The organism is Ruicaihuangia caeni (genome assembly GCF_029952955.1).
Taxonomy (GTDB): Bacteria; Actinomycetota; Actinomycetes; order Actinomycetales; family Microbacteriaceae; genus Ruicaihuangia; species Ruicaihuangia caeni.
Map to the genome: position 1 here is coordinate 22,524 of NZ_JASATX010000001.1, position 19,987 is coordinate 42,510.

The 19,987-nt window shown below is 65.7% G+C and carries 19 protein-coding genes and 1 tRNA gene; 15 read left to right on the forward strand and 5 right to left on the reverse strand.

Annotated elements, in window-relative coordinates:
* The first annotated feature begins 58 nt into the window (after positions 1–58).
* From QF206_RS00105 to QF206_RS00120, 4 genes are read left to right on the forward strand one after another with little or no spacing between them, the layout of a single operon-like run.
* Entirely contained in the window at positions 59–958 is a 900-nt protein-coding gene (locus tag QF206_RS00105; protein WP_422785351.1) for a metal ABC transporter substrate-binding protein, read from the forward strand.
* A complete protein-coding gene (locus QF206_RS00110; RefSeq protein ID WP_281487173.1) occupies positions 955–1,719 on the forward strand; it encodes a metal ABC transporter ATP-binding protein in 765 nt (254 codons plus the stop codon). Before QF206_RS00105 ends, QF206_RS00110 begins: the two co-directional genes overlap by 4 nt.
* Positions 1,720–1,763: 44 nt before the next feature.
* Positions 1,764–2,582 (forward strand): metal ABC transporter permease, encoded by an 819-nt coding sequence (locus QF206_RS00115; protein ID WP_281488087.1) that lies wholly within the window; start codon positions 1,764–1,766, stop codon positions 2,580–2,582.
* Entirely contained in the window at positions 2,579–3,280 is a 702-nt protein-coding gene (locus tag QF206_RS00120) for a metal-dependent transcriptional regulator (RefSeq protein ID WP_281487174.1), read from the forward strand. The genes QF206_RS00115 and QF206_RS00120 overlap by 4 nt, the downstream gene beginning before the upstream one ends.
* Here the strand turns inward: QF206_RS00120 and QF206_RS00125 are convergent.
* Positions 3,255–4,040, reverse strand: coding sequence for a DedA family protein (locus QF206_RS00125; protein WP_281487175.1), 786 nt, complete (start codon positions 4,038–4,040; stop codon positions 3,255–3,257). The two genes, QF206_RS00120 and QF206_RS00125, sit on opposite strands and share 26 nt — an antisense overlap.
* Before the next feature lie 551 nt (positions 4,041–4,591).
* A tRNA-Leu gene (locus tag QF206_RS00130) sits at positions 4,592–4,673 on the reverse strand.
* 116 nt (positions 4,674–4,789) lie between these two features.
* On the opposite strand from QF206_RS00130, the gene QF206_RS00135 reads away from it, so the two are divergent.
* Complete coding sequence (locus QF206_RS00135) at positions 4,790–5,452, forward strand: hypothetical protein (protein WP_281487176.1); 663 nt, start codon at positions 4,790–4,792, stop codon at positions 5,450–5,452.
* Between the two features lie 21 nt (positions 5,453–5,473).
* Here QF206_RS00135 and QF206_RS00140 read toward each other — a convergent pair whose 3' ends face one another.
* From QF206_RS00140 to QF206_RS00150, 3 genes are read right to left on the reverse strand one after another with little or no spacing between them, the layout of a single operon-like run.
* Positions 5,474–5,707: a hypothetical protein gene (locus QF206_RS00140; RefSeq protein ID WP_281487177.1), complete on the reverse strand. Its 234-nt coding sequence runs from the start codon at positions 5,705–5,707 to the stop codon at positions 5,474–5,476.
* Between the two features lie 45 nt (positions 5,708–5,752).
* A complete protein-coding gene (locus QF206_RS00145) occupies positions 5,753–6,496 on the reverse strand; it encodes a sulfite exporter TauE/SafE family protein (protein ID WP_281487178.1) in 744 nt (247 codons plus the stop codon).
* Positions 6,493–7,593: a DMT family transporter gene (locus QF206_RS00150; protein ID WP_340309579.1), complete on the reverse strand. Its 1,101-nt coding sequence runs from the start codon at positions 7,591–7,593 to the stop codon at positions 6,493–6,495. Before QF206_RS00150 ends, QF206_RS00145 begins: the two co-directional genes overlap by 4 nt.
* A gap of 250 nt (positions 7,594–7,843) precedes the next feature.
* On the opposite strand from QF206_RS00150, the gene QF206_RS00155 reads away from it, so the two are divergent.
* From QF206_RS00155 to QF206_RS00200, 10 genes are all read left to right on the forward strand, one after another.
* The gene (locus QF206_RS00155; RefSeq protein WP_281487179.1) at positions 7,844–8,797 is read left to right on the forward strand and encodes a substrate-binding domain-containing protein; all 954 of its coding nucleotides are present in this window, start codon (positions 7,844–7,846) and stop codon (positions 8,795–8,797) included.
* A complete protein-coding gene (locus tag QF206_RS00160; RefSeq protein WP_281487180.1) occupies positions 8,782–10,368 on the forward strand; it encodes a sugar ABC transporter ATP-binding protein in 1,587 nt (528 codons plus the stop codon). The genes QF206_RS00155 and QF206_RS00160 overlap by 16 nt, the downstream gene beginning before the upstream one ends.
* Positions 10,365–11,423: an ABC transporter permease gene (locus QF206_RS00165; protein ID WP_281487181.1), complete on the forward strand. Its 1,059-nt coding sequence runs from the start codon at positions 10,365–10,367 to the stop codon at positions 11,421–11,423. The genes QF206_RS00160 and QF206_RS00165 overlap by 4 nt, the downstream gene beginning before the upstream one ends.
* A gap of 49 nt (positions 11,424–11,472) precedes the next feature.
* Complete coding sequence (locus QF206_RS00170; RefSeq protein ID WP_281487182.1) at positions 11,473–12,261, forward strand: SDR family NAD(P)-dependent oxidoreductase; 789 nt, start codon at positions 11,473–11,475, stop codon at positions 12,259–12,261.
* 47 nt (positions 12,262–12,308) lie between these two features.
* Positions 12,309–13,145 (forward strand): phosphoenolpyruvate hydrolase family protein, encoded by an 837-nt coding sequence (locus QF206_RS00175; RefSeq protein WP_281487183.1) that lies wholly within the window; start codon positions 12,309–12,311, stop codon positions 13,143–13,145.
* Positions 13,146–13,160: 15 nt separating this feature from the next.
* Complete coding sequence (locus QF206_RS00180; RefSeq protein ID WP_281487184.1) at positions 13,161–14,399, forward strand: Tm-1-like ATP-binding domain-containing protein; 1,239 nt, start codon at positions 13,161–13,163, stop codon at positions 14,397–14,399.
* Between the two features lie 76 nt (positions 14,400–14,475).
* Positions 14,476–14,940 (forward strand): VOC family protein, encoded by a 465-nt coding sequence (locus tag QF206_RS00185; protein WP_281487185.1) that lies wholly within the window; start codon positions 14,476–14,478, stop codon positions 14,938–14,940.
* Positions 14,933–16,912, forward strand: coding sequence for an oxidoreductase (locus tag QF206_RS00190; RefSeq protein WP_281487186.1), 1,980 nt, complete (start codon positions 14,933–14,935; stop codon positions 16,910–16,912). The genes QF206_RS00185 and QF206_RS00190 overlap by 8 nt, the downstream gene beginning before the upstream one ends.
* Entirely contained in the window at positions 16,902–18,833 is a 1,932-nt protein-coding gene (locus tag QF206_RS00195) for an AMP-binding protein (protein ID WP_281488089.1), read from the forward strand. Before QF206_RS00190 ends, QF206_RS00195 begins: the two co-directional genes overlap by 11 nt.
* Positions 18,830–19,987: a thiolase family protein gene (locus QF206_RS00200; protein WP_281487187.1), complete on the forward strand. Its 1,158-nt coding sequence runs from the start codon at positions 18,830–18,832 to the stop codon at positions 19,985–19,987. Before QF206_RS00195 ends, QF206_RS00200 begins: the two co-directional genes overlap by 4 nt.

The window sequence follows — 19,987 nt, forward strand, 5'->3', positions numbered from 1 at the left end:
GCCTAACCGAAGCGACCGGCCGCGTTTGCACGCGGCGCTGAGTGCCGTAGCCGGGGCACTGGTGGTGGCTCTGGCCCTCGGGGGCTGCACCACTTCGAGCACCGACGCTGCGGCGCCCGGCACCGGCGAGACCGGACGTCCGACCGTGCTCACGACGTTCACAGTCATCGCCGATATGGCTCGCGTCGTCGGCGGCGATCGCATCGAGGTGGCCTCCATCACGAAAGTCGGAGCCGAGATCCACGGCTACGAGCCCACGCCTTCAGACCTTCGCGCCGCGGCATCCGCTTCGCTCATCCTTGACAACGGGCTCGGGCTCGAGCGCTGGTTCGAGTCGTTCGTCGACCGACTCGATGTGCCGCACGCGGTGCTGAGCGACGGGGTCGAGCCGATCGCCATCAAGGCCGGCGACTATGAAGGACTGCCCAACCCGCACGCCTGGATGTCACCCATCGCCGGACAGTCATATGTCGACAACGTCGCGGCCGCACTCGCCGAGCTGCTGCCCGAGCACGCGCAGGAGTTCGAGCGGAACGCGATCGCGTACAAGGCCGAGTTGCAAGCGATCGCCGATGACCTCGCCTCAACAGTCGAATCGATTCCCGCTGACCACCGGATGCTGGTGACCTGTGAAGGCGCGTTCAGCTACCTCGCGCGCGACCTCGGTCTCGACGAGGCCTACCTCTGGCCGGTGAACAGCGACACGCAAGGCACACCCCAGCAGATCAAGCAGGCGATCGAGACGGTGCGGGAGAGACAGGTGCCGGCGGTGTTCTGCGAGACCACGGTGAACCCCGCCTCCCAGCAGCAAGTGGCGCGCGAATCCGGCGCGGCATTCGCCGGGTTGCTCTACGTCGACTCGCTCAGCGAGGCAGACGGGCCGGTGCCCACCTATCTCGACCTGCTCCGCTACGACGTTGCACTCATCGCGGAGGGTCTCGGGGGTGGGGCACGATGACGCCCACCGCTGCGGACCACCACGTGGACTCGGCAGCATCCGCGCAGACGCTCGAAGCACGCGGAGTCGCCGTTCGCTACGGCACGGTGCAAGCCCTGCAGGGCGTCGACCTGACGCTCGATTCGGCCACGATCACTGGGCTGCTCGGCATGAACGGCTCGGGCAAGAGCTCGTTCTTCGGCGCGATCATGGGCACGGTCAAGACCACTGCGGGTTCGGTTCGGCTCTTCGGCGCTGCGCCCAAGGAAGCGCGCAGCAGAGGGCTCGTCGCCTACATGCCGCAGTCGGAGAACGTCGACTGGGACTTCCCCATCTCGGTGCGCGAGGTGGTGATGACGGGCCGCTACGGCCGACTCGGCCTCACCCGACGGCCGCATGGGCGTGATCGGGCAGCGGTGGGCGAGGCACTCGACCGGGTGGGTCTCACCGAGCTCGCCTCCCGCCAGATCGGCGAGCTGAGCGGTGGTCAGCGCAAGCGCGTCTTCGTGGCGCGGGCGATCGCTCAAGGGGCTCGCCTGCTGCTGCTCGACGAGCCGTTCGCCGGCGTCGACAAGGCCTCGGAGGCGACGATCTCCGCGCTGTTGCGGGAACTCCGAGACGAGGGGTGCAGCATCCTCATCTCGACCCATGACCTCGCCGGCGTGCCGGAGCTGTGCGACGACGTGGTGCTGCTGAAGAACCGCGTGCTCTTCCGCGGCGAGCCGAGTGAGGCGCTGAGCCCGGAGCGGCTGGCACTCGTATTCGGGTTGGAGTCGGCGTGACCGAGTGGATCTCGTGGCTGATCGAGCCGCTGCAATTCGCGTTCATGGCCCGCGCGCTGCTCGTCACCGTGGTCGCCGCGCTCACCTGCGCGATCCTCAGCGTGTGGCTCGTGCAGATCGGGTGGGCGCTGATGGGCGATGCGGTCTCCCACGCGGTGCTGCCGGGAGTGGCGATCAGCTACATTCTCGGCTGGCCATTCGCCGTCGGCGCGTTCATCTTCGGAGCGGGCGCGGTCGCGCTCATCGGCGGGGTGCGCGCGACCACCCGCATCAAGTCGGATGCCGCGATCGGCGTGGTCTTCACGGCGCTGTTCGCGCTCGGTCTCGTCATCATCTCGAAGACGCCGAGCCAAACGGATCTCGGGCACATCCTGTTCGGCAACGTGCTCGGAGTGAGCGACGCCGATATCTGGCAGGTGCTCGGCAGCGGGGCGATCGCGGTCTCGCTGCTGCTCCTGAAGCGCCGCGATCTCACCCTGTACGCCTTCGACCGGGCGCACGCCGACGCCATCGGCATCAACACACGGTGGCTATCGATGCTGCTGCTCGGACTGCTTGCGCTGACCGTCGTGGTCGCGCTGCAGGCTGTCGGCATCCTGCTCGTCGTCGCCATGCTGATCACCCCGGGCGTCACGGCGTACTTGCTCACCAAGCGCTTCGACCGGATGCTGTGGCTCAGCATGGCGATCACCGTGGTGTGCGCAGTGGCCGGCCTCTACTTGAGCTACTACCTCGACGCCTCTGCTGGCGGCGCCGTCGTGCTGACCCAGTCGGCGGCGTTCCTGCTCGCCTATCTATTCGGTCCGCGCGGCGGCGTCGTGGTGAACTGGATCCGCAGCCGGAGAGAGGTGGTGGCGGCGTGACGACCGCGATCGAGGACTACGTCAAGGTCATCTACGCGCATACCGAGTGGCAGCCAGACCCGATCACACCGTCGCAACTCGCCGCCCGCCTGGGGCTCGCGGCATCGTCGGTGACCGAGATGGTGAAGAAGCTGGCAGCACTGGGCCTCGTGACGCATCAGCGGTACGGGGCGATCACGCTCACCGAGGCGGGGCGGCAGCGCGCGCTCGCGATGGTGCGCCGGCACCGGCTGGTCGAGACCTGGCTGGTGCGCGAGCTCGGCTATGGCTGGCACGAGGTGCACGACGAGGCCGAGGTGCTCGAGCACGCCATCAGCGACCGGCTGCTTGACGCGATCGACGAGAAGCTCGGCCGGCCGTCGGTCGACCCCCACGGCGATCCGATCCCCGCGGCCGACGGAACGTTGGCGCCGCCCCGCGCGATGCCGTTGGCGGATGCCGGGAGCGGCACTCGCGGGGTGGTCTGCCGGGTGAGCGATCGCGATCCTGCGCTGCTCCGCCACCTCGAGGCGCGCGGCATCGTCGTTGGCGCCGAGCTCGAGGTCGAAGGACGCGTGCCGTTCGGCGGGGCGTTCACGGTGCGGGTGCACGCGGCATCCGACGATCGAGGCTCGGCTTCGCAGCCGGTCGATCTCGGCGAAGACGCTGTCGGTGCGATCTGGGTCAGCGGACCTAGCGGTGCGGATGCGGCGCGCTGAGGTCGAGTGACACGGCCGACGGCTCGACCGCCCGTGCGCCCTCTGCATGCTGCTCCGCGGAGTTCGGCTGGCCTGGGTTCGGCTGGCCTGGGCTCGTGTGCCCGGCATTCGACGACCGCTCTCGACGGATCGCCAGTCGCATGCGCACCCAATGCGTGCCGATGATGGCGAGGGTGAGCGCGATGACCCCGAGCAGCACGAACTCGAGGTACTGCGTCACGAAGTCGCGCACGGCGGGGATGTGGGCGACCGCCCAGCCGGTGAAGGTGAGCCCCGCCCCCCACACGAGACCGCCGAGCGCGTTGTAGGCCACGAACCGCCCGTAGTGCATGCGGCCGACCCCAGCCGCGACCGGTGTCAGCGTGCGCACGACGCCGATGAAGCGTGCAATGGTCACGGCCAAGCCGCCATACTTCGTGAAGAACCGATCAGTGCGTTCGATGCTCGCCCGGCTGAAGAAGCCGGTCGCGCGTTTCTCGAATATCGCGGGCCCGCTCTTCACGCCGATGTAGTACCCCAGTTGGTCACCGAGGAACGCGCTGACGAAGATCAACAGGCAGGCGAGCCACACGGGTACGTCGATGAATCCCTGGTACAGCAGCACGCCGGTGATGATCAGCAGCGTGTCACCGGGCAGCAGGAACCCGACGAGCAGCCCCGACTCGACGAAGATGATCGCGCAGACCACGGCGAGCGCCCATGGTCCCGCACCGTGCAGCAGACCTTCGATGTCGAAGAGGCCGGACGCCATGATGGGCATGCATGACCTCCGTCATCGAGCGGGTCGTGAAAACGGTTCGGGGTGAACTGCTTCGGGTGAGACAAGCGTACTGGCGGGATCGAGCTTCTAAGCGGGGAATCCACCCCCAAATCGCGTGCGGGCGCCGTGCCACGCGGTGGCGGCCACTCCCGCGGAGTTGCGCTGCTGCGACAGCCGGATCTTGGTAGTCACGTCGATTCGCTCGTCAAGCTTGCGTTCGCGCCAGCTATTCACGTTCGCGCCATGTGTACCTGGCGCGGATGTCCGCAGGTGGCGCGGACGCTGACCAAGACCCCGGCTGGGGAGCCTCGAGCGGCAGGGGCCCACCCGCAGGGCGAATTCGCGCGACGCCCTCTGAACGAATCAAGTCCGACACCTGAAGGTGCCGGACTCGCTTCGTGCGGAAGGCGGGACTTGTCCCTACCGCTTCTCCACACGCCGCTTCGCGTCGTGCGGAGCCTCCGGCGGCAGGGGCCCACCCGCAGGGCGAATTCGCGCGACGCCCTCTGAACGAATCAAGTCCGACACCTGAAGGTGCCGGACTCGCTTCGTGCGGAAGGCGGGACTTGAACCCGCACGCCCGAGAGCACAGGAACCTAAATCCTGCGTGTCTGCCAATTTCACCACTTCCGCGCGGCGACTCCAGTGTAGGGGCCGCGGCGACATGGCTCCTCGCCGAAGAAGTCTGCGCTGCGGCGCTCTTGCGGATCGCAGAGCCAGGCCGCTAGAACTTGAGCGTGAAGCGCTTCGTGCCGTTACCCGCCCTGCTGCTCCTGCTCGCACTCGTCGGGTGCGCCCAGGCGGTTCCGGTCACTCCGACGAGCGCTCCGACCGGCTCTCCGGCAACTGGCACTGCATCGCCGGCATCCGCTGTGCCAGCGACGATCGTGATCGAGGCAGAGGGATTCTCCGTGCTCGACAGCGGTGGTCGATCGACGATCGAGTTCGCATGGGCGGACGATCCAGGCGACATCGTCACTGAACTGGACGAGGTGTTCGGGATGCGCTCCAGCCAGTCGTTCCAGCCCGGCGACGGCACGCACTTCGCCGACTTCGATGTGTACACCTGGGACGCATTCTCACTGTCCATCGCGAGACTCGGCGAGATGTCGCGCAGCGACTACTTCTTGCCCGCCGCCGTCGAAGTGCGTGCTGAAAAGGTGGGCGGCATCTCGATCCAGACTGCGGCGGGCCTCGCGGTCGGGTCGAGCGTGGACCAGGTGCGTGCCGCTGGTGTCGGGGTGGAGGAGCCTTTGAACACCGGTGGAACCGCGTACCGCATCGACCCGAGCGAGCCCGAGTTGATCGCGGATCTGAGCGAGCCGACGCGCACTGTGCAACTCGATTCCGATCCCGAGAACAAGACCATCGTGCTGCTCAGAGCCCCCGCGCTGTCGTTCACACCGTTCTGATCGCGGCCCCCGTCGCGCGCCTCAGCCCTTGCTGCCGGTCGTCGCGATGCCCTCGACGAAGCTCCGCTGACCGATGAAGAAGAGGATGATCATCGGCACGGTCGTGATGACGCTCGCGGTCACCAGGATCTCCCAGTGCCACTCGCCCCCGAAGTTCATCGCGAGCGGAGGTGATCCGACCCGCACTGTGGAGCTGCACTCCGACGCCGCGGACGAGCGCATCCTGCTCATGAGCGCACCGGTGCTCTCGTACACACCGTCTTGAGAGCGGCACGCCCGGAGGCTGCAGTGTGTTGAGGATCAGATCAGCGCAACTTTGATGATTGCGGCGACGCCCCCAGCCATGGCGACGACGCTCAGAACGAAGATAGCCACTCGGTCGCTCAACCTGAAGCGGACGGTCATGCCGATTGCTAGACCCGCTGCGAGGGGGAGGAGGAGCAGACCAGCTGTGCTGAGATTTCCTCCGTCCACTTGCAGGAATGCTAGCGACAGGATGTTGTAGCCGATGAAGGTCACTTGCGCCGTGGCGGCGAACGCCTTCGGCGGCCAGCTGATGTGGATGGCATGTGCGGCGAGAAGAGGCGCAGAAAGGGCGCTGGTCACATGCACCAGCGCTGCCCCGGCTCCGACCGCCAGCGCTATCGGCCATCGGTAGCGGCTCCCGCCACGGTCGGAAGTTGCAGAAACTCTCAGGGCAAAGAGCACTAGCACGATCACAAGAACCCCGGTGATTAAGGTGAGCAATCGAGAGTCGAGCCTCGAGACGATCCAGGCTCCGGCGGGGATGAGCACGAGCGCCGGCGCGAGAAGTGTCAGAGCGCGAGCCCACTCGACCATGCGGATCGTGGACACGAGCGCGAACGCCGAGACCATCAGACCGAGCGCGAGCCCGATGCGGATGCCGTCGTGTGCGCCGTACAGAATCACGAAGGCGGGAACTGCGACCAGCGCGAAACCAGTGCCAGAGATTCCGTGGAGCACTGCCGAGACGAGCACCGCAGCCATGGCGACGAGTGTTGGGAAGAGCGCAGCGTCGCTCACGTCGAGGAGCGGGTGCGTTGGCGCCAGGGGAGTGCGATTGCAGCGGCCGAGAAGGCCGTCACCACTGCCAGCAAGTATGTCCACTGGAAAGGGCGACCGGTGGGGAACAACAGGTCAAGGGCCACCGAGACCGCAAGCTGCCCTCCGATCGAGGCCAGCCCGAACACCAGCACACCAGACCTCGCGACTATCACGGTCGCCAGCACGACAAAGGCCACGCCGAAGAGGCCCCCGGAGTAGATCCATACTTCAGACGGCCATGCGCCTGACAGTGCCTGACGCGAAGAGGGCAGCAGTAGCACGGCCGGAGCAAGTAACACCGCGCCGAGTGCGAAGTTGATCAGGGTGATGCCGAGTGGCTCCTCGGAGACGACTGCGACGGTGCTGTTCACCGCCTGTTGCCAGGCGAGGCTGAGGCCTGCTGCGAAAGGAAACGCAAGAAGTAAGAGATTGTCAGCGAAAGCCAGGCCGCCGACCACCGCCTGCAGTCCCGCCGCGAGCCCAAGTGCAGCCGCGATGAGTCGTGTCGGAGTCATGGTGATCGGCCCTGCCGGGCCCCAACCCAGACGGTCGACTATCAGGCTGCTCAGTGTCTGGCCTGCGACTACTCCCACAGTGAACAGTGCGGCACCCAGGGACGCTCCCGTCAGTCCCTGCGAGAAGATGTACAGCACGCCAGACAAGCCGCCGAGCAACTCCCACCAACGTACGCGCCGTGTCGCAATCGCATGATGCAGGAGCCGGAAGCCACGGCGTGCCTTCCGGCTGCCGACGACGACCGCCGCCGCGCCGAGAAGACCCACCGCGAACGATATCGCGGAGGCCACCAGTGCGTCTCCGAGCGCTGCTCCCAATGCGCCATTCACGCGGACCTGAACCGCGAGGATGGCGCCAGCCAGAACCGCGACTACCGCGCTCACGACCACAACCCCGCGCCCGCCGCCGCGTGACCGGCGCAGCGATTGGGATCCAAAGCTCGTAGCCACCAGCATCCTCACCTTGTTCCGCCCGCCGAATTCCTGAATGTAGCGGGGAAGCTGCATCGGGGGCCTTGTGGATTCCCCAAACAACGGGTGAGGTTCTTGTCCTCCAGCCATCGGAGGCTCGATGTCGATTTGCCATTATCGAAAGCGCCGGTGCGACGGCGCCCCGTGCACAGCGAACACCGGAATAGCAAGGAGGCTATTGATGCGAAGCAGGCTTGCGCTTGGCGCGACCATCTTGGCGGTCACTACGGTACTTGCAGGATGCTCTCAAGCTCCTGCTGCGCCCGCCCCAGACGACACTGGGGACCCGGCTACGAACGAGCGCGTTCAGGCCACTGTCTCGTCTTCGGCCACCGAGGAAGTGCCGGCTCCCTTCTCGGACGGCGAGGTGACCGTCGCGGTCGTTCGGCAACTCAACGTCGGCGATGTCTACCAAGACTGGATCGATGGTGTGCAGCAGCAGGCCGACGAACTCGGCATCAAGCTCGACGTCTACAACGCTGATGGCGACAACGCGAAACAAGCCCTGTATATGGAGCAAGCGGTCGCGTCGAAGCCAGACGGCATCCTGATCGGCTGGGGCTTCGGAGACAGCCTCGCACCTGGACTGAAGCTTGCCGAAGACGCGGGGATTCCGGTCGTCTCGTACTACGTGCAGGTGGAGCCCTCAGAAAATGTGCTGGCGATGGACCAGGGCGATGACCTCATGATGAAAGAGATCCTCGCTCAGATGCTAGATCACACCGGTGAGGATGCCGACATCATCTACTGCTATGTCCCGGGCTACCAGGCTCTCGACAACCGCGACGTCGAGTACCAGTCGTTCCTGTCAGAGCACAGCGGGCTGAACCAGGTTGCGCAGATAGGAGTAGTCAGCAGCAACACGGCAGCAGAGACAGCCGATCAGGCGAAGGCGGCGTTGACCGCGAATCCCAACGTCACTGCCATCGTCGCGCCGTGGGATGAGTTCGCGAAGGGCGCTGTCCTCGCGGTTGAGGAGCTTGGCCTTCAGGACAAGGTGAAGGTGTACGGGATCGACATCTCGACGGCGGACATCGCCGTGATGACGAAGGACGGCAGCCCCTGGGTAGTCACCGGCACGACCGACCACGTCAACGTCGGACAAGTGTCGATGCGGACCATGGCGCTGAAGATCGCAGATCAGGTCGACGGAAACGTGCTCTCGATCCCACCGGCGATCATCACGCAGGATCAGCTGCGAGCGGCCTCGATCCAGAACATGGACCAGCTCATCGCGGAGGTGCCTGACCTCTTCACGCCTGACCTGATGCGCGCGCCGTGGATGGCGAAGTGATTCAGCATCACACTCCGGGAGGGCTCGGCGCTGCCGAGTCCTCCCGGACCGCGCCGTTCGTTGAGATCTCCCAGCTGAGCAAGCGTTTCGGTGCGACGGTCGCGCTGAGAAGCGTGTCCTTCGATATCCGCAAGGGCGAGACTCTCGGACTCCTCGGAGCGAACGGCGCTGGAAAATCCACTCTCATCAAGATCCTGTCGGGTTTGCAGCCGGCGACATCCGGCACTGTGAGCGTGCAGGGAGAAGGTCGCGAGTTCACCTCCCCGAATCAGGCGCAACAACTCGGTATCGTCACGGTCCACCAGAACATCGACGATGGTGTTGTCTTCGGCATGACTGTGGCCGAGAACCTGATGCTGGACACGTTGGGGTTGTTCCAACCGAACCCGTTCCTCACCTACCGGAAGATTCGCCGCAGGGCTCGTGCTCTGCTCGAAGAACTCGAGCTGGAACTGCCACTCGACCTACCAGTCGAACAGCTCTCCGCGAGCGATCGGCAGCAGGTGTCCATTGGCCGCGCATTGGCGAAGAGCCCCAATCTGTTGATCCTCGACGAGCCGACCTCGACCCTCTCATCCAGAGAGGCCGAGCTGCTTTTCGGCGCGGTGCGCGACCTGCAGTACCGGGGCATCTCCGTGCTCTATGTCTCGCACCGGATGAGTGAGATCGAAGAGCTGTGCCATCGTGCTGTTGTCCTGCGCAACGGTTCAGTCGTGTCCGAACACCAGCAGCCCCTGGATCTTAGAGCGGTCACCCAGTCAATCCTCGGCGATCTGGCGTCGACATCGCTGGGCGCAGGCAGGCAGCACGCCCCGGGGGACGTGGTCATGCGGCTGCGAGGCGTCCGTTCCGGCAAGGAGACTGCACCCTTTGACCTTGAAGTGCGACGCGGCGAGGTACTGGGCGTGACTGGACTGGTCGGAGCCGGTAAGACCGAACTACTCGAGCAACTGGCCGGGACCCGCCCGCTGGAGAGCGGCGTGATCACTCTGAATGGTTCGGAGTACAAGCCGAAATCCGTCGCCGACGCAATCGCGAAGGGCGTCGTAATGATGCCTGAAGAGCGGGCCGTGCAGGCCATCTTCCCCGATGAGTCCGTGTCGCGGCATCTCTCAATCGGCCGCATGGGCAAGGTGAGTCGGCTTGGCTTCATGGATCGGGCACGCGAACGATCGTTCGCCGAGCAGGTGATCGCCAAGTTCGCGGTCAAGGCTGCGGGCCCTGATGCCGCGATAGAGACGCTATCGGGCGGCAACCAGCAGAAGGCTCTCGTCGGCCGGTGGCTGGTTGAACAACAGAGCCTGGTGATCCTCGATGAACCCTTCCGCGGCGTCGATATCGGCGCACGGGCCGTGATCGCCACAGAACTCCATGAATACTCCGAGCGCGCGGCCGTGATTGTCGCGAGCTCAGATCCCGAAGAGGTGCTGGAAGTCGCAGATCGAGTTCTCGTCATGGTCGATGGGCGCATCGTCAGCGATTCACCGGCCTTCGAGATGAATTCAGAAGCACTCGCCGACGCGATGAGCGAAGTGCAAAGAACCACAACGTCAGGAGCTCCGCAATCATGACGACCACCGCACCCGCCGACGTCCCAACAGCATCGGCGCCTCTGCCAGGCGACGAACACCGTCGACCTGCCATCGGGCCCAAACTCGCCGCGTTCACGTTCAAGTACGGGCTCGTGCTTGTGCTGGTGCTCATGATCGTTTTCTTCGCCGTCACCCAACCCGCGTTCCGCACGGTCGACAATTTCCTGTTCATTCTGCAGGCATCGGCCGTGGTCGCGATCGTTGGGCTCGGCGCGACGGTCTCGATGACTGTCGGCGGCTTCGACCTATCGGTGGGTGCGACCGTGAGCCTGTCGGTGATGGTCGCCGCGACAACAATGGTCAAGTTCGCGATGACGGGAACGACGGCGATTCTGTTCGCGCTGCTGGCCGGCGTCGGCGTAGGCCTACTCAATGCCTTCTTGATCGTCATCGCGAGAATTCCCGACCTCGTGGCGACTCTCGCAGCGATGTTCCTCGTCAACGGCGTGACCCTATGGTGGGTCAACGGGCAGTCGGTCGCCGTTGGAATGACAATCGACGGAAAGCCCGCGCCGGGCGTCTTCACCGAGGTGTTCGAGTGGCTCGGTTCAGGCCGATTCCTGGGCATCCCCGCGAGCGTGATCGTGTCGGCGGTGGTCTTCGGTCTCGTGGTTGTTCTGCTCAACTTCACCCGGTGGGGTCGCGCGTTGTACGCCGTGGGGGGAAACCCGGTTGCGGCGGAAGCAGTCGGCATCCGGGTGCGCCGTTATCGCGTGCTTGCCTACGTCATCTCCGGTCTGCTTGCGTCGATCGGCGGAGTTCTACTTGTCGCCAGACTCGGGCGAGGCGACGTGGCGGTCGGCGATGCCTACCTCCTGCAGGCGATCTCGGCGGCGCTCGTGGGCTACGCCGTGCTCGGAGCCAACAAGCCCAATGCGGTCGGAACCTTGGTCGGCGCGGTCTTCGTCGCGACGCTGATCAACGGGCTGACGATGTTCAACTTCCCCTACTACGCGCAAAGCTTCGTCCAAGGGGCCCTGCTCGTGGTGGCACTCCTCATGAGCTACACCCTGGGGCCGCGTCGACGACGATGACGCTGCCATCACTAATGACCAGTTAACCGATCTGAACGGAGACAGCAAGATGCACGAGATTCCGACCACTTACAAGGGAATGTTCGATCTCACAGGAAAGACCGCAATCGTCACCGGAAGCGCGCGCGGCATGGGATACGAAATGGCGCGGGGCCTGATGGAGCACGGCGCCAAGGTGCTTCTCGTCGACCTCAACAAGGACGGTGTGGAGGAAGCGCGGGCGAGCCTGGAGAGCCAGGGCGGCATCATCGGCACCATCTCGCTCGACGTGACCGCGGACGACGCGCCGGCCCGCATCATCGAGGCGGCCCGTGAGCTCGGCGGTGTCGACATCCTTGTCAACAACGCGGGGATCCTCAGCACCGCCGACTTCCCTGACATGGGCGACGACCAGTGGGACCGGGTGATGGGAATCAACCTGCGCGCTCCGATGCGCATCATGCGCGAGGCGCTCAAGGCGATGATCGATCAGGGCAGCGGAAGCATCATCAACATGGGCAGTTCGTGGTCGTCCCGCGCGTCGGCGTTCAACCAGGACGGCGGCGGACCCGACTATTGCGCTTCGAAGGCCGCCTTGCAGGCGCTGACCCGATCCGCTGCGCAAGACGGCGCGACCTCGGGCGTCCGGGTCAACGCCATCGCCCCCGGTGTCGTCGACACCAAGATGCACGAAGACCGCCGCGCGCTGATCTATGAGTACGAGAAGTACATCCCCGTCGGCCGGATGCAGCTCGCACACGACGTCGTCGGCGCCTGCGTGTTCCTCGCCGCTGCCGCCAGCAGCTACATCACCGGGCAGACCGTGCACGTCAACGGCGGCCTGCTGATGATCGACTGACGCGCGGCCACGCGCTCCGACCTTCCCTTCGCCAAGAAAGGCAATTGATGTACACCCGTGAAGAAGTGCTCTCCCGGCTGCGCAAGACGGCCGAGAGCGGATCGCCCATCGTCGGTGCGGGCGCCGGCACCGGAATCTCCGCGAAGTTCGCCGAGCGCGGCGGGGCCGACCTGATTCTCATCTACAACTCCGGCAAGTACCGGATGGGCGGTCACGGGTCGAATGCCGGTCTGCTCGCCATTGGCGACGCGAACGCCATCGTCATGGAGATGGGGGAGCGCGAGGTGCTACCGGTGGTGAAGAACATCCCAGTTATCGCCGGTGTCAACGGAACCGACCCCACTCGCGTGATGTCGAGATTCCTGCGCGGGGTCGAGGCGGCGGGGTTCTCGGGCGTGATCAACTTCCCTTCGCACGGCATCATCGATGGGCACTGGCGACGGAGCCTCGAGGAGACCGGGTTCGGCTACGACCGCGAGGTGGAGATGATCGCGACGGCGCATCAGCAAGGCATGTTCACGTTGTCATACAGCTTCACGCCCGAGGAAGCGCAGTCGATGGTCGATGCCGGCGTCGACGTGGTGGTCGCCCACATGGGATTGACAACGGGCGGGTCGATCGGTGCGTCGGAGGGCCTGGCGAAGTCGCTCGATGAGTCGGTGAGGCTCACGAAGGAGATCGCCGATGCCGCTCGCGAGGTGCGATCGGATGTGCTCGTCGTCTCGCACGGCGGGCCCATCGAGACCCCCGCGGATGCGGCTCGCGTGATCCACGAAGCAGGCGTCGACGGGTTCATCGGCGCATCGACCATGGAGCGTCTGCCCGTGGAGCGAGCGCTCACCGAGACCGTAAGCGGCTTCAAGTCGATCTCGATGAAGCGCTGAGGAAAGGCCGGAACCATGGCATCGATTCTCGTGGTGGGTGCTTTCGACGCAAAGCGAGAACCCTTGGAACTGCTGCTCGACGAGATCAGGCGACTCGGGGGAACCCCGGTCGCGATTGACACCAGCGTGTTCGCGCATGGTGCTCCGGAGCTCGACTACGACGCCGCGACCGTGGCGAGCGAGGCGGGATACGACCACGCCTCGCTCGCCGGGGTCGGGCGCGCCGTCGCGGTTCACTCGATGGGCGAAGGAGCGGCTGCGCTGGCCGAGCGCCTCGTCCGCACAGGTTCCGTCGGCGCGGTCGTCTGCATCGGCGGATCGAACGCGGCGACCGTGTTCTCGATGCTCACCCGTGTCGTGCCCATCGGCATCCCGAAGTTCCTTATGTCGACCGTCGTCGCCGGAAACACCCGGCCGATGATGAATGCGACGGATGTTGTGATGCTTTACCCCATCGTGGACATCGAAGGCAGCGGCGCAGTGGTGCAGTCGATGGCCTCACGCCTCGCATCGATGGCGGTGGCAGCGGCCGACAGCAACCAGATCGACTTGCGAGCGAACGCGAGCAGTCGAGTGGGGCTGACGATGTTCGGCGTCACGACCCCGTGCGTGTCTGCGGCGCGCCGGCTCGTCGAGGCGGAGGGTCTCGACGCGTTCGTCGTGCATGCCAACGGGGCGGGAGGGCAGTCGCTCGAGCGCTTCATCGCCGATTCGCTCGTCTCGACCGTGCTCGACATCAGCACGACCGAACTCGCGGACGAGCTCTTCGGAGGCATGTTCCCGGCCGGTCCCGAGCGCCTCCGCACCGCGGCGAAGGCCGGCGTGCCGCAAGTGGTCTCCGCCGGCGCGATCGACATGATCAACTTCGGACCGCTCGACACCGTTCCGGATGTCTATCGCGGTCGCAAGCTTCTTCCGCACAACGACCTCGTGACGCTGGTTCGCACGACCCCCGCCGAGAACTTGCTCCTGGGCAAGACCATGGGCGAGCGCCTCGCGCCGGCGACAGCGCCGACGGTGGTCGTCGTGCCGCTCAAGGGTGTCTCGGAGCTCGACAAGGAGGGCGGGGAGTTCTTCGACCCGAACGCCACCGCAGCATTCCTGACCGGCCTTTCGAAGACCTTGCCGAGATCGATCAAGGTGATCGAGATCGATGCCCACATCAACGATCCGGCGTTCGCGGAAACGCTGGTGGCACACACTCTCGAGGTGCGCGACGCCGCGGGGTTCAAGAACCGACGTGAAGCGTCTTAGCCCCGCCCTCGCGCATCGCCGAACTCTTCAGCCCGAGCGGGCTATCTCCACACCAATGCCTAGGAGGCCCATCAGCATGAGCACCCTCAACCACTTCGGATTGACCGTCAAGAGCATCGAGCGGTCGCTCGAGTTCTATTGCGACCAGATCGGCTTCCCCAGGCCCGACTCGATCTCGGAGTCGAGCGGTGAATGGATCGAGAAGGTCACGGCGACCGCAGACACGCTGCTCAGGGTCGCTTTCGTGGACACGGGCGACGGGGCGATCCTCGAACTGCTCGAGTACGCGCGGCCCGATGACGGTGTCGCGACCAACGACCTGCGCCACCACGATGTCGGCAGTGCTCACATAGCCGTGAACACGGACGACATCGAGGGCGCTCTGGAACGACTCTCGCGAGCTGGAGCTCGACCGGTCTCCGATCCCCAGTACATCCCCAGCGGAGGCTGGGAAGGAACGTGGATCGTGTACCTGCGCGACCCTGACGGCAACACCGTCGAACTTGTTCAGCACCCTCGGCAGGCGACCACCGATGAATGAGTTCGCCCCGCTTCTCCGACCGCTCACTATCAACCGGGTGACGCTGCGCAACAGGATCCTGATGACCGGTCACGTCACCGATTTCGGCGTCGACAACCTTCCGTCTGAGCAGCACGTTGCCTATTACCGTGACCGTGCCAAGGGCGGCTGCTCGCTGATAGTCATGGCGTTCCCGTCCATCCATCCGACATCTCGCAATTCAAGAAGCGATGTGAACGCGTTCACAGATGACGTGATTCCCGGCCTGCGCAGGATCGCCGATGCGGTCCACGAGCACGGGGCGAAGATGTTCGTGCAGCTCGGCCACTCGGGTCGGCAGCAGACGAGCCTCTGGACGGAGACCGCCCTGTGGGCGCCGTCAGCGGCACCATGCCCGATCAATCAAGAGATGCCCAAGGAGATGGAGCTCGAGGACATCGAGGAAGTCGTTCGGGGACACGCCGAAACTGCTATCCGCATCAAGGAAGCCGGAATGGACGGCGTGGAGATCCACTCCGGCTACGGCGGATATCTGCTCTCGAGCTTCATGTCTCCTTATATGAATTTCCGCACGGACGAGTACGGCGGAAGCTTCGAGAACCGGATGCGACTGCCGCTCCAAGTCATCGACGCGGTGCGCGATGCTGTGGGTCCCGACTACGTCGTGGGGATGCAGACGCAGGGAGCCGACTTCAGCCCCGACGGCATCGACGAGGGCGAGGGCCGGAGGATCGCCAAGCTCTTCGCCGACACGAGCAAGCTCGACTACCTCACGGTAAAGGCGAGCACCTATGCATCAGAGGGCCAGAACGTGCCTGACATGCAGCATCCGAAGGGTCTCTGGCTGGATCTGGCTGTTGGCATTCGCGCGGTCACCGGCCCGGTACCGGTGTTCGCGGTCGGGCGTCTCAACGATGCACGTGAAGCGACCGGGATCATCGAGTCGGGTGCGGTCGACATGATCGCGATGACGCGGCAGCACATCGCCGACCCCGAGACCGTGAACAAGCTGGCAGAGGGGCGCGCTGACGACGTCAACTGGTGCATCGCCATCAACCAGGGATGCCTCGACAAGCTCGCCGCAGGTCATCACGTGACGTGCGCGATCAACCCGTCGGCCGGCTACGAACGAACAATGGGGATCGGCACTCTCAAGCCGGCCACCGAGCGTCAGCGGATCCTTGTCGTCGGAGCCGGGCCGGGCGGGATGAAGGCCGCCGAGATTGCGGCGCGACGCGGGCACCGAGTGACTATCGTCGACCACCGCGAGACCACGGGCGGGCAGCTGCAGTTCGCCGCCGCGCTGCCCGGCCGCGAAGATATCCGTCCCGCGATCGACTACCTCGACCATCAGATCCGCAAGCTCGGCGTCGAAGTGAGGCTGGGCGAGACGGCGACGGTGGAGTCCGTTCTGGCGGAGGATGCGGATCGCGTGGTCATCGCGACCGGAGCGACTGCGAAGCGCATCGTCGTGGGAAACCTTGCGTTCGGCAATCACGAAGTACCCGGGCTCGATGGTGACGCGGTTACGACAGTGCTCGACGTGCTCGAGCGCGGTGCTTCGGTGGGCAAGCGCATTCTCGTTGTCGACGACGGCGAGGGCGGTTGGAAGGCCATAGCGTCGGCGTTCGGCTGGGACGAGGCCGGCCACGACGTGACGCTCATCACACCCCACCCATATGTGGGGGCGAAGCTCGGCCCGTACACGCAGCACAAGCTCATCGGCAGGCTGCTTCGATCGGGTATCGATGCGCGTCCGTTCACGACGCTCGCTTCGGTCGACGGTAACACGGCGGCGCTTGTCGACCACGGGAAGAACAAAGCCGAGACCTTCGACAGCATCGTGCTCGCGGGATGGCATGTTCCCGACACAGGACTCTATTTCGGTTTGAAGGGCAAGCATCCGAGTGTCACCCGGATCGGCGACGCCGTGGCGGCGCGTACGATGCACGACGCGATCAGGGAGGGCGAGAGGCTTGTCCGTGAATGGTGACGAGAGCGCGCCCACCGCGGTGCGGTGGCACCCCTCCGACGATCTCGTCGACGGCAGCCGGCACGTCGAGCTCATGCGGCTCGCCGGATGCCGGGATCTGACCGAACTCGATCGGCTCGGCTCGGAGCGCCCCGCGGCCTTCTGGGACCTGGTGACGGAGTGGCTCGACTTCGACTGGCAGCGGGATTACGCGGCGATCGCCGACGACCTCTCGCTCCCCGAAGGAACGCGCTGGTTCATCGGCGGCCAGTTCAACCTGGCCGAGAACGCCGTGGAACGCTGGGTCCGACGCGGCCGGGGTGCCGATCTCGCCGTGCGATGGGACGACGGCGAGGGCGACTCGGGCGCCTTGAACTTCGAGCACCTGGCGGCCGAAGTCGACCGCGTCGCGGCCGGACTCCGCGGGCTCGGAGTGCGCGTCGGCGACAGGGTCTCGATGCAATTGCCGATGAGCGTCCCCGCTCTGGTGGCGAGTCTCGCGATCGCGAAGCTCGGCGCGATCGCGGTGCCGGTATTCAGCGGATTCGGAGTGGATGCTGTGGCGGTTCGGCTGAACTTTGCCGATGTGAGCGTCCACATCACGGCGGACGGGTATCGCCGCCGCGGGCGGGAGATCGATCTTGCCTCGTCGACGGAGGAGCTGCTCGCCCTATGCCCGGGTGTCCGGCATGTCGTAACGGTGCCGATGCTGGGAGACAGCGCCAAGCCTCGGCGCGGCACGGACTGGGCCTCGTTCCCCATGGTCGCTCCTTTCGAGGCGGAGCGTCTTGACGCCGAGCATCCGCTTCTGATCGCCTTCACCTCCGGAACCACGGGGGTCCCCAAGGGCGTGGTGCTCACCCATGCGGGCTTCGCGGTGAAGGCCACGAGCGATGTGATGCTGAGCCTGGACGCGCACCACGACGACACGCTCGCGTGGGTGACCGACCCCGGCTGGATCATGTGGCCGATCTTCAGCCTCGGCGGGCTCCTCGCGGGATCAGCCGTGGCGCTCCTGCCCAGCACCCCGGATTTTCCGGATGAGCGGGTGCTGTGGCGGGCGTGCGCGGGGGCGGGCGTCACATTGCTCGGACTTTCGCCTTCGCTGATCAGGGCGCTTCAGCGCGTGGAGCAGGACCCGGAGTCGGTGGACCTCGCCTCGATCCGCCTTTTCGCGAGCAGCGGCGAGCCTTGGACTCCAGACGCGTGGGAGTGGTTGTTCTCGCGCGTCGGGCGCGAGGGGCTGCCGATCATCAACTACAGCGGTGGAACCGAGGTCTCGGGCGCGATCCTGTCGAACACGGTGGCGATGCCGATCGTCGCCTGCGGCTTCGCAGGTCCCCTGCCTGGCATGGGGGCGTGCATCGTCGACTCGGACGGGGTTCCGATCTACGGCGGGGTGGGCGAGCTCTCGCTTGACCACACTTCGCCGGGCATGCCGCTCACGTTCTGGAACGACCACGAAAGATTTCACGACACCTACTGGTCGCGCTGGCCCGGCCGCTGGTACCACGGGGACTGGGTGGCCGCGGATTCCCGCGGCTGCTGGTTCATCCTCGGTCGCAGCGATGACACGTTGAAGATCGCGGGCAAGAGAATCGGCCCGGCAGAGGTCGAAGCCGTCGTGAACGCGATCGAAGGAGTTCACGAGTCCGCGGCGATCGGCATCCCTCATCCGGTAAAGGGCGAGACACTCGTGCTTTTCGTCGCGGTGGATCAGAACCGGGACGTCGCCGACGAGGTCGCCGCGAGGATCGTCACGCACTTCGGCCCGGCCTTGCTCCCCCAGGCGGTGCACTGCGTCGATCATCTGCCTCGGAATCGCAGCGGCAAGGTGCTACGGCGCCTGGTGCGCCAGGCGTATCTGGGACTTGAACTCGGCGACACTTCATCGCTCGAGAGCCAGGCTCCCCTAGAGAACATCCGGGCCGTGGCCTCATGAGATGGTCGGATTATGCGGTGGCCGGAGTGGCCGAACTGCCGCCGAAGCGCACCTCGAGCGGTACGACCACTCTGGAACTCATCGGCCGAGTCTCGGCCATGGCGGCTCACGATGCGGGTATCGCTCCCGCCGACATCGACGGACTGATTGTGGGACCGCACGTGGGCGAGACGCCGCAGCACGTGCCCGCCACGGTCGCCGAGTACCTCGGTCTCAGGCCGACGTTCGCCGACATCGTCGATCTCGGCGGAGCGACCGGCACAGGCATGGTCTGGCGCGCAGCCGCGGCCATCGCCGCCGGTCAAGCGGAGACCGTGCTCTGCGTGCTCGCCAACACGAGGGATCCGGAGCGTTCGCTGCGGTCGCCGAACCGCAATCCGATCCGGGAATTCGAGGTTCCCTACGGCGCCAGCGGCGCGAACCAGGCATACGCCATGGTCGCGCAGCGCTACCTCGCCGACCATGGGGCGACCGCTGAAGACCTCGCTCTCGTCGCCGTTCGCGCGAGGGAGAACGCCCAGCGCAACCGCGATGCGGTGTTCTACGGCCGGCCCATCACCGTCGAGGACGTGCTCGAATCGCCGGTGGTGGCGTCGCCGCTCCATCTGCTCGAAGTCGTGATGCCGTGCGCCGGGGGAGCGGCGGTCATCGTGACGACCGCCGAACGAGCCGCTCGCGACCCGCGTGCATCGGTAGCGCTTCAGGGGGCGGGCGAATACATCACGCATAGGGCGCTGAGCCACGCCGAGAGCTTCGACCGTTCGCCGCTCGCGACGGCGATCGCCCGCGCGTCGGAGCAGGCGGGATTCGGGGCGGCCGATGCGCAGGTGCTGTCGCTCTACGACTGCTATTCCATCGTCGTGCTCGTCACACTTGAGGACGCCGGGCTCTGTGAGCGAGGGACCGCCGCCGAGTGGCTGCGACGCAACGACACGAGCCCCGAGGGCAATGTGACGCTGAACCCCCATGGAGGGCAGCTGGGCTGCGGGCAGTCCGATCTCGCGGGCGGCATGGGGCACATCGTCGAGGCCGTAAGGCAGTTGCGCGGCGACGCAGTGGGCAGGCAGATGCAAGGGGCGCGGCGCGCGCTCGTCACCGGGAACGGCGCCACGCTCAGCGAAGCGGTCGCCCTCATGCTCGAACGGAGGGGATGA